At 52.9% G+C, this 12,790-nt stretch carries 11 protein-coding genes; 8 read left to right on the forward strand and 3 right to left on the reverse strand.

Annotation, left to right across the window (positions count from 1 at the left end; translation table 11 throughout):
* The first annotated feature begins 72 nt into the window (after positions 1 to 72).
* The 7 genes from BGL48_RS04370 (at position 73) to BGL48_RS04400 (ending at position 5,763) form a co-directional block, all read left to right on the forward strand.
* On the forward strand, positions 73 to 1,047 hold the full coding sequence (locus tag BGL48_RS04370; RefSeq protein ID WP_069361522.1) for a helix-turn-helix transcriptional regulator: 975 nt from the start codon (positions 73 to 75) through the stop codon (positions 1,045 to 1,047).
* A gap of 48 nt (positions 1,048 to 1,095) precedes the next feature.
* Positions 1,096 to 1,605, forward strand: a complete 510-nt coding sequence (locus tag BGL48_RS04375; protein WP_069361523.1) for a thioredoxin fold domain-containing protein — start codon at positions 1,096 to 1,098, stop codon at positions 1,603 to 1,605.
* Positions 1,606 to 1,692: 87 nt separating this feature from the next.
* Complete coding sequence (locus tag BGL48_RS04380) at positions 1,693 to 2,325, forward strand: response regulator (protein ID WP_069361524.1); 633 nt, start codon at positions 1,693 to 1,695, stop codon at positions 2,323 to 2,325.
* A gap of 36 nt (positions 2,326 to 2,361) precedes the next feature.
* Complete coding sequence (locus BGL48_RS04385; protein ID WP_069361525.1) at positions 2,362 to 2,994, forward strand: MarC family protein; 633 nt, start codon at positions 2,362 to 2,364, stop codon at positions 2,992 to 2,994.
* Positions 2,995 to 3,174: 180 nt separating this feature from the next.
* A complete protein-coding gene (locus BGL48_RS04390; protein WP_046074540.1) occupies positions 3,175 to 3,441 on the forward strand; it encodes a DUF4212 domain-containing protein in 267 nt (88 codons plus the stop codon).
* Between the two features lie 12 nt (positions 3,442 to 3,453).
* Complete coding sequence (locus tag BGL48_RS04395) at positions 3,454 to 5,181, forward strand: sodium:solute symporter family protein (RefSeq protein WP_069361526.1); 1,728 nt, start codon at positions 3,454 to 3,456, stop codon at positions 5,179 to 5,181.
* 69 nt (positions 5,182 to 5,250) lie between these two features.
* Positions 5,251 to 5,763, forward strand: a complete 513-nt coding sequence (locus BGL48_RS04400; RefSeq protein ID WP_069361527.1) for a hypothetical protein — start codon at positions 5,251 to 5,253, stop codon at positions 5,761 to 5,763.
* Positions 5,764 to 5,804: 41 nt separating this feature from the next.
* On the opposite strand, the gene BGL48_RS04405 is transcribed toward BGL48_RS04400, so the two are convergent.
* From BGL48_RS04405 to BGL48_RS04415, 3 genes are all read right to left on the reverse strand, one after another.
* Entirely contained in the window at positions 5,805 to 6,029 is a 225-nt protein-coding gene (locus BGL48_RS04405) for a hypothetical protein (protein ID WP_069361528.1), read from the reverse strand.
* The gene (locus BGL48_RS04410; protein ID WP_069361529.1) at positions 6,026 to 9,472 is read right to left on the reverse strand and encodes a PAS domain-containing hybrid sensor histidine kinase/response regulator; all 3,447 of its coding nucleotides are present in this window, start codon (positions 9,470 to 9,472) and stop codon (positions 6,026 to 6,028) included. The genes BGL48_RS04405 and BGL48_RS04410 overlap by 4 nt, the downstream gene beginning before the upstream one ends.
* A 150-nt stretch (positions 9,473 to 9,622) precedes the next feature.
* Positions 9,623 to 10,798, reverse strand: coding sequence for a 3-phenylpropionate MFS transporter (locus BGL48_RS04415; protein ID WP_069361530.1), 1,176 nt, complete (start codon positions 10,796 to 10,798; stop codon positions 9,623 to 9,625).
* A gap of 195 nt (positions 10,799 to 10,993) precedes the next feature.
* On the opposite strand from BGL48_RS04415, the gene BGL48_RS04420 reads away from it, so the two are divergent.
* Complete coding sequence (locus BGL48_RS04420) at positions 10,994 to 12,790, forward strand: DUF294 nucleotidyltransferase-like domain-containing protein (protein ID WP_069361531.1); 1,797 nt, start codon at positions 10,994 to 10,996, stop codon at positions 12,788 to 12,790.

A 12,790-nucleotide genomic window follows, 5' to 3' on the forward strand; every position in this document is an offset into this window, starting at 1 on the left:
GCACGCATCAAGCTTTTATGCGCAGAGCGTTTATGCATAGCACGTTTATGCGGCGTGTTACGGAGGAATACGATGGCAGCACCCGTCTCTGTTGTTTGCACACAGCGAGAGTCCAGCGCAGATGGTCACGCCGAGATCATGGCTAATCACTCAAAACGGACGCAATCCTTGGTACGGGGACAGTTTTCACATACTTCATGTCCGGGTGGGTTGCATATCGATAGCGGGATCACCGATGAATTATGTGATGCCAATGTCCTCCACCGTGCCCATCAGGGGATCATGCTAGTGATAGTCCTCGAGGGCGTGCTGGAGTTTGCCTACGATGACCACACGTATCGGTGCAATGCATGCCACCAGCCCCAAGCACTTGCCGTCTCCGTGTGCCGTGACAGCACCTTTCGTCGTCGCTTAATTGCAGGGAATCACCTTAAAAAAGTGAATATATTGCTTCCGCCCGAGTGGCTTGATGGGTATGCAGACGAGCAAGCCTTGCCACTGCTTAGTGCCTTGCATCGTCATCATTTAGGCTGTGTACGCTGGCAACCTAGTACCGCCATATTCGACCCCATTCACGCCTTATTACCCCGCTTTAGTAGGCAAAACGAGGCTGATCCCCTGACCCAGCACCTCCATGCACTCACCATCATCAAGCACCTGTGTGAGCAAGCCTCTCATCTCACCATTGAGTCTGTTACCGAACTCATCCCTGCCACCTATGAGCCACAAATCGCAAAAGCCGTCGCGTATATTGAAACTAAGCTGCACACCGCATTAACCTTATCGACCATTGCACACGCATGCGGCCTGAGTCGCAGCACACTGCAGCGCCGTTTTCGTACCCATCTAGGCGTGCCCGTTTCAGATTACATCCGTCGTCGTCGGTTGGTGGTGGTCAAAGAAAAGTTACTGCATGAGGCGATTTCAATTGGCGAAGCGGCTTACTGGGCGGGCTACCATCATCCCTCTAATTTTGTTACCGCCTTTAAGCGTCAGTTTGGCATGACCCCCGGCCAATTGATTCAATCGCAAACCCATACAATGTGATCATGGTATGCGTGTATACTCATCCTATTGGCATGAAAAGGAAAAAGTATGAGACAGGGTCGCCGCTTTGCACTAACGGCTGGGTTATTGATTGCCGCACTGGGTGCTGGTGCGCTTTACATCGTTCGCTCGCAACAAGTCACCGCACCGCCGAAAGCGTCTGATAGCGCACCGGCATTTATCACCGTCAACTCGCAAGCCGCGCTTGATGCAGAGCTCGCCAGCGCCGCGGCTAATCAACAAATCGCTTTGGTTGATTACTACGCCGATTGGTGCATCCCGTGTAAACAATTCGCGCAAAAAACCTTCACTGACCCGGCAGTGGCTCAGCAGCTTAGCCACATGCACCGGATTAAAGTGAACCTGAGTGATAATCGTCCGGAAGATTTTGCGTTAATGCGCAGCCAAGACGTGGCCGGGCTACCCACACTCGACTTTTGGTTAGCCAATGGAGAGCGTCATGCGACCGCCCGCATTACCGGCTTTTTAGCCCCTCAAGCTTTCATGGCGCACCTACGTCAGCATGGATTGCAGCATGAAGTAAAAAGCGAGCACTGATCAATCTCTTAGTTCTCTTGTTACAAAATTGATAAACCCCATATCTGGTGGTAGTTTTATTGAAAACAAAGGGAAGATAGCCGCATTATGGAAGCGCAACACACCATCGTTATCGCCGACGATCATCCACTGTTTCGGAATGCCCTCTTTCAATCCGTGCATATGGCGATAAGCGGTGCCAATCTGCTAGAGGCAGACAGCTTAGACAGTCTAAATCAGATCTTAGCGCGAGAGGCTGAGGTCGACTTGGTGCTGCTCGACTTAAAAATGCCGGGCGCCAATGGCATGTCGGGCTTAATTGCGCTGCGTCACCATTATCCTACCCTGCCGATTGTGGTGATCTCTGCCAGTGAAGAGCCGAGCGTGATCCGCCAGGTACGCGCTCATGGTGCCTTTGGCTTTATTCCTAAATCCAGCGATATGCGTGCATTGGTACAATCGTTAACCCAAGTGCTAGAAGGCACCCCCTGCTTTCCTGATGATCTCGGCGAAGACGATGAAAGCGAGCGCTTATCTGACAAACTCGCCACACTGACGCCACAGCAGTATAAGGTGTTGCGGATGCTATGCGACGGGCTTCTGAACAAACAAATCGCCTACGACCTGTCGGTTTCCGAGGCGACTATTAAAGCGCACATGACGGCCATCTTTCGTAAGCTAGGAGTAAAAAACCGCACTCAAGCGGTGATTTTATTGCAGCAATCTAATATCGAACTTTGATACGCTAGCGCCCCAGACACCGACTTTGGAGCGCTTATGTTAAGTATTCTTGCTACGCAATTCGTGATTTTATGGGCCGTGATCGACCCTGTCGGTAGCGTGCCCATTTATCTCTCACAAACCAGCCACATGTCCGCCAAACAAAAACGCCGTGTCGCGGTGAAAGCCGTGGCAATTGCCTTTGCTATTTTGCTGTTCTTTTTAATTGTCGGTCAGATTTTGCTCGAAGCCATGCAAATCCCCTTGCCCGCGTTCCAAGCAGCTGGTGGTTTGGTATTACTGTTGTTTTCGTTAACCATGATTTTCGGTGAAGGAAAACCCGGCCAAGAAGCCAAAATGCTGAGTGAAAACGTGGATAAAGCCGAAATTGCCGCCACCGCAGTTTATCCGCTCGCCGTCCCTTCCATTGCTTCCCCTGGTGCCATGATGGCGGTGGTCATGCTCACAGATAACAATCGGTACGCCATTGCTGAACAAGCGGTGACCGCTGGGGTGATGTTTTTTGTATTGGTCGCGACCTTGGTCTTACTCCTCGGGGCCAATGTGATTCACAAAGTGATTGGCAACGTCGGCGCGTCGATTATCAGCCGCGTCATGGGGCTGATACTTGCCTCGGTCGCCGTTGCTAATTTGCTCGAAGGGATCCAAAAGTTTTACCACTTAACTTAGACCTTTGGCGCAAATCTTGGCTGGCTCAACCCGAGCCAGCCGTACCTAGCTCACAAAAACCCTGCTTTTTCCGATCATTATCACTTACTGCGCTCGACTAAAGTTGCAATGTCGCGCTGTTCATCCCCTGCTATCGTCTTCAAGTAACATTCCATTAACGTGCTAAACAAGGAGAAGGCGATGGCGTTTCAAAGCAAGGAACACGCGAAAGCCTACTGGGACAGAAACGTAAAACTGATGATCAGTCTGCTGATTGTCTGGTTTGTTGTCTCATTCGGCTGTGGGATCTTATTCGTGGATGCCCTCAATACCATTCAAATTGGTGGCTATAAACTTGGATTCTGGTTTGCTCAGCAAGGATCGATTTATACCTTCCTCGGCATCATATTTGTGTATGCCAAACAAATGCGCAAACTCGATCGCGAGTTCGGCGTGGACGACGAGTAAGAGGACTAACACATGGATTTAAGAACCATTACTTATATTGTTGTCGGGTTCACGTTCGCCCTCTATATCGGGATTGCGATCTGGGCACGCGCAGGCTCCACCAAAGAGTTTTATGTCGCCGGTGGCGGGGTTAACCCTGTGGCCAACGGGATGGCAACCGCTGCCGACTGGATGTCAGCCGCGTCCTTTATCTCTATGGCTGGCTTGATCTCATTCATGGGCTATGGCGGTTCGGTGTTTTTGATGGGCTGGACCGGCGGCTTTGTGCTTCTCGCACTGTTGCTCGCCCCTTATCTACGTAAATTTGGCAAATTTACCGTGCCAGAGTTTGTCGGTGAACGCTTCTACTCAAAAACCGCGCGCATTGTTGCCGTCGTTTGCTTGATCATCGCTTCTGTCACCTATGTTATCGGCCAGATGAAAGGGGTCGGGGTGGCTTTCGGTCGCTTCCTAGAAGTGGACTATTCCACCGGGCTATTAATCGGGATGGTGATTGTGTTTATGTATTCCGTGATGGGCGGGATGAAGGGCATTACCTACACCCAAATTGCTCAGTATTGCGTACTCATTTTGGCTTACACTATTCCCGCAATCTTCATCTCCCTCAAACTGACAGGCAACCCATTCCCACAGCTTGGTCTAGGCAGCACCATGGCAGGCACGGATCAGTACTTGCTCGACCGGCTTGATCAGGTGGTGACCGAACTCGGCTTTGTCGAATACACCACCGCGGTGCGCGGCAGTACACTCAACATGTTTGCCTACACCATGTCACTGATGATAGGTACCGCCGGTTTGCCCCACGTTATTATCCGCTTCTTTACGGTGCCTAAAGTGCGTGATGCACGGACATCCGCCGGTTGGGCGCTGTTCTTTATCGCGATTTTATACACCTCAGCACCTGCGGTGGCGGCGATGGCGCGCTTAAACTTAATGGACACCGTCAATCTGCCTAATGGCGACAACCTTGTCTATGACGAGCGTCCAGACTGGTTTAAAAACTGGGAAACCACCGGGCTTTTGGGCTTTGAAGACAAAAACGGTGACGACAAGATCCAATACACTTCGAACCCAGACACCAATGAGCTACGTGTTGACCGCGATATCATGGTGCTGGCAAACCCAGAGATTGCCAAACTCCCTAACTGGGTGATTGCCCTGGTCGCCGCCGGGGGCTTAGCCGCTGCCTTGTCGACCGCGGCTGGGCTGTTACTCGCGATCTCGTCAGCGATATCCCATGACTTGATAAAGGGGGTCGTCAATCCGAATATCAGTGAAAAAGGCGAGCTACTGGCAAGCCGGATATCCATGGCATTAGCGATAGCGGGTGCAGGCTATTTGGGGCTCAACCCACCAGGCTTTGCGGCCGGGACAGTGGCCCTGGCGTTCGGCTTGGCCGCATCATCGATTTTCCCGGTGCTGATGATGGGGATCTTCACCAAAACCATTAACAAGGAAGGGGCGATTGCAGGTATGGTCGCGGGGATCAGCGTCACCCTGTTCTATGTATTCCAGCATAAAGGGATTCTGTTTGTCGCGGATTGGACCTACTTAGAAAGCCTGGGTAGCAACTGGATACTGGGTATCGAGCCAAATGCCTTTGGCGCGGTGGGCGCTGTATGTAACTTTGTGGTGGCAATCATTGTTTCACGCCTGACCAAAGAAACACCGCAAGAGGTACAAGATTTGGTCGAGCACGTTCGTATGCCATCTGGAGCCGGTGATGCGCAATCACACTAATCCGGTGTTCATCTATCAAGCCCCTTCGGGGGCTTTTACACGGTTTGTAACTTCCAGCCAAGGAGAGGCATGATGTCAACGGTCACGCGTTTACTCACCAATAAACATGTGGTTATTGCGATGCTGGTTGCGCCAGTATTAGCGGTGATCACCTATTTTGCCGTCGATGCCAGCGTGTCTGAGCCGCCTAAAGCCGCTCAGCCAGGACAGAGTTACCCGCTGGCGGTCCGTTCTAACTGTCGCTATACCAGTGGCTTCTGTCAGCTCGAAAATGGTGATATGAAACTCAAACTGGAATCGCAGGGGGTTGATAACAACCGGCTAACGCTGCGGTTAGTCAGCGAGCTGCCGTTGGAGGGCGCACAAATCGGCCTGACAGACATCACACCGCAAACCATGCAAATCCGCGATGAAACAGGCACGACCTGGACGGTTAGCCTCCCCGCTCCAAGCAGTGAGGAGACGCAAATTCGTCTAGCCGTCAGTATGAAGGGGAGCCACTATTACGCAGAAGCGCCAGTGACATTTATCGAGCATAAAACATTTTATACCGAGCACCAACAATCTCAGGACGCTTCATAGCGTCAGCCTCGGCATACGGCGTCAGTACGAAAGGTAACCACTTACGCATCAGGCGACATCAAGGACGCTCGGATCGCCGCCACGATGGTGGCGATTTTGTTTTCATACGCTTGCTCCGTTAGCCAATGACTGACATCCGCCCAGCCATCACCGTCCAGGTGAGCGAGTTCATCAAGGTCAATATGTCCATCAACCGGATTAAAGTGCCCTGCCACTTTAACGATGCCAACATCGGTTTCTAAACGGGGTAACGAAAAAGGGGTCATGATTTTCCTCGCTGTTGTAGTAACGCACGCAACTTGAGCGGCTTTACCGGTTTGGAGAGATACATAAAGCCTAGTCCAGTCACGGTCTGTTGTGTCTCGGCACTGCGGTCAGCACTGATGATCACTCCCTGAAAGCAACACCCTAGTTTTAATTGGCATTGTTGAAGCACTTGCAGCCCGGTTTGCTGGTTCGCCAAATGGTAATCGCTCAGCACAAACTCAGGCTGCCATTGGTCACCGATCGTCTTGATCGCGCCACTCACATCGGGGGCGCAGCGAACGTCGCATCCCCACCGTGATAAAAGCTGCGCCATTCCATCTAAGATCTCTTGTTCATTGTCTACACATAAGACACGGCAACCTTCGAGCTCTCGCGCCGAAGCGGTGGCAGGCACCACCGGGCTTGACTCAATCTTTTCCGCTTGGCTCGCATTCACTGTCATTGAGAACACCGTGCCCCGACCCGGCCAGGACTGCAATGCCAGAGGCTGAGAGAGGATTTGGCTAATGCCCTTCGCGATCGCCAACCCTAAGCCCAGCCCTTGCTCGGCCCCTTCGCGGTCAATGCGGGTGAACTCTTGAAAGATATCTTGCTGACGCTCAAGGGGGATCCCATCACCGTCGTCCCACACCTCAATACGGTAGTCGCGTCCTGCCCGTCGCACACCTAACACCACTCGGCCCTCAGGATTGTAGCGAAAGGCATTGGTCAAAAAGTTTTGTAGTACTCGGCGCAGCAAGTTCTTATCAGACTGAACCCAAACCTGGCTGGTCACAACGCGAAAGTCCAATCCTTGGCGACGCGCTAACACCCCAAATTCCGCTTCAAGCGCATCAAAGACTTCACACAATGGAAAGGACTCAATCCGTGCTTTCATTTTACCCGACTCCAGGCGCGAGATATCGAGCAAGTCACCAATCAACACTTCCGCACTTTCTAGTGCGCTCTCTATATGCTGAGCAACGGCTTCGGTATCTCGATTGGCCGCCATTTCACTGAGTGATGAAGCAAACAAACGTGCCGCGTTAAGTGGCTGCATCAAGTCGTGACTGACGGCGGCTAAAAAGCGACTCTTCGACTGTGAGGCGGATTCGGCCTTGCGGGTGGCATCAATCAACTGGCTATTCAGTCGCTCCAATTCCCGCGTTCGCGCTGTCACTCGTGCTTCAAGGGTTTCATTAGACTGCTTGAGCGCCGCTTCCGCATCCCGAAACGCGGTAATATCGGTGAAGGTCATGACAAACCCCCCGCCTGGCATCGGATTGCCCTGCAACTCAATGACCCGTCCGTCTGGATGCACACGCGAAGAGGTATGCGGCTTTCGTCGTGTTAAGTGCAGCACCCGCTTGCTGACATGTTCTTCCGGATCACCCGGCCCACAGAGTCCGCGCTGGGCATTGAATCGAATTAAGTCCGCGACCGGTCGCCCGACCTGGATAAGCCCGAGTGGAAACTGAAACATATCAATGTAGCGCTGATTCCATGCCACCAGCCGCAGTTGCTTATCCACCACAGAGATCCCTTGATTGATATGCTCAATCGCCCCTTGCAGTAATCCCCGCGAGAAATCGAACAACTCAGAGGCTTCATCAACAATGGTGGCAATTTCTTCCAATTGCATGTTGCGCCCCTGCAGGGCTGATGAAAGGACTAAGCGTGCCGATGACGAGCCAAATACCCCAGCCAACACCCGCTCGGTGTGACGGATCAGCGGTGCACTGGCTTGTTGCTGGGGCATCAGCTCTTCACCACGCTGCTCGGCAAATTGGCTAAACGCCTGACGCATACGCCGACGGCCAACAAAGCGTGCCGCGAGCATTTCCAGCTCAGCCACGGTGACTCGGCTTTGATACAAGCGCGCGTCATCGTTTTCCGGCAGTGGCATGCCAACAAACGCAGCGGCCTGTAAACGCTCACTGAGTGAGGGTCGCGTGAGTAAAGACACCACCACAAAGCCCAGGGCATTCATTAACACACTGAAGGCCAGCCCCCAATCCACGGTATTGAGGTGAGTAAAAGGTGCAAAGTCGGGAGGGGTAATAAGCCAAATCAATAGATTCGATTGCCCATCCCCTGCCAGCATGCCGGTTTGAGTCATCATGGTCACCAGCCATAGTGAAAACCCTATCAGTAAGCCCGCATACACGCCTTTTTTGTTGCCTTGACGCCAGTACAAGGCAACAATCATCGCAGGGGCAAACTGCGCAATGGCCGCGAAGGAGAGAAAGCCGATTTCCGACAACGTGGGCACAGTGAGGATGAGATGATAGAAGCCCCACGCTGCAATTAAGATCAAAAAGATCAGCGCACGGCGAACATTGAGTAACAGCCCAGAGAACTGCGCAAAGTTACGTGATTTCAGTTTCATGCGCCGCAACAACAGTGGCATCACCAAGTCATTGGATACCATGATCGCCAGCGCAATGGTGGAAACAATCACCATCCCGCTGGCAGCCGATGCCCCACCCATAAACGCTAGTAGCGCCACTCCCTCAGCTCCTACCGATAGCGGCAACCGAATCACGTGCGTATCGGCAGGCGCCCCAGGTAACAACGCTTGCCCCGCGTAGGCGAGCGGCAGGACAAAAATCAACATCAGCAACAAGTAGGTCGGGAAGACTTTACGCGCGGTATTCAAATCACTCGCGCGCGTGTTCTCCACCACCATGGTGTGAAACTGGCGCGGCAAGCAAATGATCGCCGCGCCCGTCAAAAACGTGTGGATGATTAAGCTACCCACATCCGGGCGACCAATCACGCCAGAGTCCTCCAAACTCACAGGCAGGCTCGGCGCTTGAAATAACAGCCACACCACAAAGATCCCCACCCCAAGAAATGCGACCAGCTTGACGATCGACTCGAACGCGACTGCCATCATCATCCCTCGGTGGTGCTCCGTACTGTCGATATGCCGCGTACCAAATAACACGGTAAATACGGCCAAGGAGATACACACAAGCCAGGCGATTTGGGGTTGAGCCAAGCCAACGCTTTGCCCTAGCTCTGGGGAAAGCACATCAAGTCCCATGGCGATCCCGCGCAGTTGCAACGCGATATAAGGCAGCACGCCCACCACGGCAATCAAGGTCACCATCACCGCCAAGCCCTGCGATTTGCCATATCGCGCCGCGATAAAGTCGGCAATAGAGGTAATGTGCTCGCGCTTGGCGATCAAAATCATGCGGGCAAGAAAACGCCCCCCAAGGGTAAACACCAGAATAGGGGCAAGATAAATCGGAAGAAATGACCATGGCGAGCTGGACGCTTGCCCAACTGTGCCGAAAAAGGTCCAAGAGGTGCAATACACCGCAATAGAAAGGCTATAAATCCATGGACGCCATGAGCGTAACCAGCGCGGCTGACGATCACCATACCAAGCAATCGCAAACAGTGCGCCCATATAAAGCAGTGAAACAGAGACAATTACCCAGCCTTGTGTCATGGCTCCCTTCCTGACGCAATCCTTTGCCGAATCCTTGAGCTGGGTGTAACACGGTATCGGCGCCCACTCAATCGTCTCGTATTCGCTTTGTGGGCACCCTAGCTAACTTTACTGCAAGCCTAAACATGGTCTATTACAGTTTAGGTCTGCCTATGCCACCTTAGCTTGCTTGGCACGCCAAAATGCCGGTTCACGCAGCGGTAAAACAAAAACAGGCAGCGCGAGCAGTGCCATGGTATAGAAGGTGCCAGAGGGCGATACGGCATAAATCCACCCGCTTGCCGTGGTCAGCGCCGCCACCACTGCGCCCATTGGTAACGCATTGTACGCCGCTTGTGTGGCCACCAATCGCGCCCCACACTCGCGCTGAATATACTGCATCGCGCCCAGGTGCGCGCCGGCAAACGTAATGCCGTGGAGCAGTTGCACCAGGATCACTGGCACCGCGGCGGTCGTCGTCCCTGTGATCCCCCAACGCAGCAATACACCCACAGCCGCCAATTGGAACAAGGCTTTGGATGACCAGCCATTAAAAAGCCGCGCGCCTAAGGCAAAGACGGCTACTTCCGCCACCACCCCGAGGCTCCACAAATAGCCGACAATGCTCTCACTATATCCAGCCTGCTTCCAGTAGATCGCACTAAAACTGTAATACGCTGCGTGGCTGCCTTGCAGCAGGGAGGCGATTAACAAGAACACGACCACCTGACGGTCGCGGAAAAGCTGACGCATCGAGACTTTGCTATTGGTCATATCGCGCTCGCTTTGTGGCATCAATGTCGGCCGACGCAACGTCAGCAACAAACAGGCAGACAAGCCGCCAATCGCGACCCAAGGAATAATCGCCGCCGATTGCTCGGTCACCAGCCACCCGGTCAAACTCGACCCAACAATAAAGGCGATCGATCCCCAAAGACGGGTTCGACCATAGTCGATAACTTTATGGCGCGCATAATAGTTGGCAAGCGCATCTGACAGCGGTACGGAGGGACCAATGGCAAGATTAAACAACACAGTCACCAAAGCAAGCCACCACACATTGGCTCCCATTAAGGGGTGCAATACACACGTCACTAACGCCATGAGCGTCAATGCCCTCAGAGCGGGCAGCAAGGCTTCAACCTGTTGCACACGCGGTGTAAAGACTAAGTTAGCCACACAACGGGTCGCGAAACCGAGTCCTATCAAGGTGCCGATCACACCTGAATTTAGGCCTAGGTACTCAAACCATACCGCCCAAAACGGCAGATACACACCATAGGAAAAAAAGAAGCCACCAAAGTATTCTGACAGCCAGCGAAACGGAGAACATTGGGTTACGGTCATCTCATTACTTCACATTAAGATAGATACCCGCTAAGTGTCGCAGCTCTGTGCGAGGAAAAAAAGACACGTGCACCACGAATGTCGACAAATGCGTGGGGGTGGCCAATCCGTATACGTCCTTGGCTAGACTAAAGTCGGCTAGCGAGATCGAAAAGGGTGAGACACACTGTGAATACCACAGTGAGGAGTGCGACTATGCCTGAACCTTTTGACACCTCTCATGCGCCCTTTGACTGCCTAACCGCATCACAAGTCAAACAATGCCGCCAAGCACTCGACGTTGCCTACTTTCGCCGTGGCGACACCCTGATCCAACCCGGTGATACGGGCGAGCAGCTCTTTATCATTATTAAAGGCAGCGTGGAAGAAGTGTCAGAAGACGGTAAGGAAGTATTTTCTCATTATACCACCGACGACTTATTTGACGTGCCAGCGCTGCTTAATGGCACCGCCAAACATCGATACCGTGCGCTAGAAGATACCCTCTGTCATTTATTGCCTGCTGAGGTGTTTCTCGCCATTTATCATCATAATCACGCGTTTCGAGGCTACTTTGATACCAACCTTCAGCGCCGACAAACGCTGATGGTGCAAGCGCGTCAGCAGCAAAACCTCGCCGAGTTTATGCTCACTCGGATTGATGACAGCAATATTCAACCTGCCTTGTGTGTCGCCTCCGACGTACCCCTGCATGTTGCCACCGCCCAGATGAAAGCCGAGCGCTGCGACTGCGCCTTGGTAGATGATGAAAAGGGCGACTGCGGCATTATCACCCGCACCAATTTGCTTCATGCGCTCGTGCTAGAGGGCTACGATCAATCCGTACCTGTTGGCGAGGTGGCCACACGTCCGGTGATCAGTGTGGAACGCGGCGACTTTCTCTTTCACGCCATGATTAAGATGACACGCCAGCGCGTAAAACGTGTCCGGGTCGTCAATGAACACGGAAACACAGCAGGGATGCTCGACCTTCCTCAGGTACTGAGCCTCTTTTCCACTCACTCTCACGTGCTGAACTTACAAATAGCCCGCGCACAAACCATTGACGAACTGGTGATCGCCGCAAACAGCCAGAGCAAGCTGGTACACACCTTATTTAATAATGGCATTCACACCCGCTTTGTAATGCAGCTTATCGCCACCGTGAATGAGCAAATCATGGAAAAAGCCTTCCGCTTGTTAGTGCCCGAGGCTTACCAAAGCCAGTGTTGCTTGGTGGTAATGGGCTCTGAAGGGCGCGGCGAGCAAGTGCTTAAAACCGACCAAGACAACGCCTTGATTCTCGCCGACGATCTCAACTGGCCCGATTGCCAACAAGTGATGGAGACCTTTTCACACACGCTCTATCAACTCGGTTATCCGCCCTGTCCGGGTCACGTGATGGTCAGTAACCCCAAATGGGTGAAAACCGCCACGCAATGGCAGCAAACCGTGCGTAATCTGGCACAAAGTGCCAATCATCAAAGCGTCATGGACTTGGCGATCCTCGCTGACAGCCAGCCGATCGCCGGCGATCTGAGTCTGATTGATGCGATCCAATCCCCCCTCAACGACACCTTGACCGACAATATGTTGACGCTCAACACCTTTGTCCGCCCTGCGCTCGCCTTTCGCGTCCCTCTTACCGTGTTTGGCTCGCTCAAAAGCAGTAAAGAAGGGCTAGATATCAAAAAAGGCGGGATTTTCCCCATCGTCCATGGCGTGAGAACCATGAGTTTAGAGAAGGGCGTGCGCCACACCAACACCTTTGAGCGGCTGGAGCAGCTTGCCAACCTAGGGGCACTGGCGGAAGAAACGGCGGAAAACCTCTCCGAGGCCTTGAAGTTGTTTATCCGATTACGTTTAAGGCAACAATTGAGTGGCGAGCCACAAAGCAATTACCTCGACGTGGCTCACCTCCCTTCGAGCGAACGCGACTTGCTACGCCACGGGCTGCATGTGGTGAAAAAGTTTAAAGAGTCACTCGCTTTCCATTATCACGTGAGGGACTAA

The organism is Salinivibrio sp. SS3 (assembly GCF_001722105.1).
Lineage (GTDB): Bacteria > Pseudomonadota > Gammaproteobacteria > Enterobacterales > Vibrionaceae > Salinivibrio > Salinivibrio kushneri.

Bases quoted from the DNA above. Each gene is read 5' to 3' on its own strand.
- BGL48_RS04375 (WP_069361523.1), top strand. From the start codon at position 1,096: ATGAGACAGGGTCGCCGCTTTGCACTAACGGCTGGGTTATTGATTGCC.
- BGL48_RS04400 (WP_069361527.1), top strand. From the start codon at position 5,251: ATGATGTCAACGGTCACGCGTTTACTCACCAATAAACATGTGGTTATT.
- BGL48_RS04370 (WP_069361522.1), top strand. From the start codon at position 73: ATGGCAGCACCCGTCTCTGTTGTTTGCACACAGCGAGAGTCCAGCGCA.
- BGL48_RS04405 (WP_069361528.1), bottom strand. From the start codon at position 6,029: ATGACCCCTTTTTCGTTACCCCGTTTAGAAACCGATGTTGGCATCGTT.
- BGL48_RS04385 (WP_069361525.1), top strand. From the start codon at position 2,362: ATGTTAAGTATTCTTGCTACGCAATTCGTGATTTTATGGGCCGTGATC.
- BGL48_RS04410 (WP_069361529.1), bottom strand. From the start codon at position 9,472: ATGACACAAGGCTGGGTAATTGTCTCTGTTTCACTGCTTTATATGGGC.
- BGL48_RS04415 (WP_069361530.1), bottom strand. From the start codon at position 10,798: ATGACCGTAACCCAATGTTCTCCGTTTCGCTGGCTGTCAGAATACTTT.
- BGL48_RS04395 (WP_069361526.1), top strand. From the start codon at position 3,454: ATGGATTTAAGAACCATTACTTATATTGTTGTCGGGTTCACGTTCGCC.
- BGL48_RS04380 (WP_069361524.1), top strand. From the start codon at position 1,693: ATGGAAGCGCAACACACCATCGTTATCGCCGACGATCATCCACTGTTT.
- BGL48_RS04420 (WP_069361531.1), top strand. From the start codon at position 10,994: ATGCCTGAACCTTTTGACACCTCTCATGCGCCCTTTGACTGCCTAACC.
- BGL48_RS04390 (WP_046074540.1), top strand. From the start codon at position 3,175: ATGGCGTTTCAAAGCAAGGAACACGCGAAAGCCTACTGGGACAGAAAC.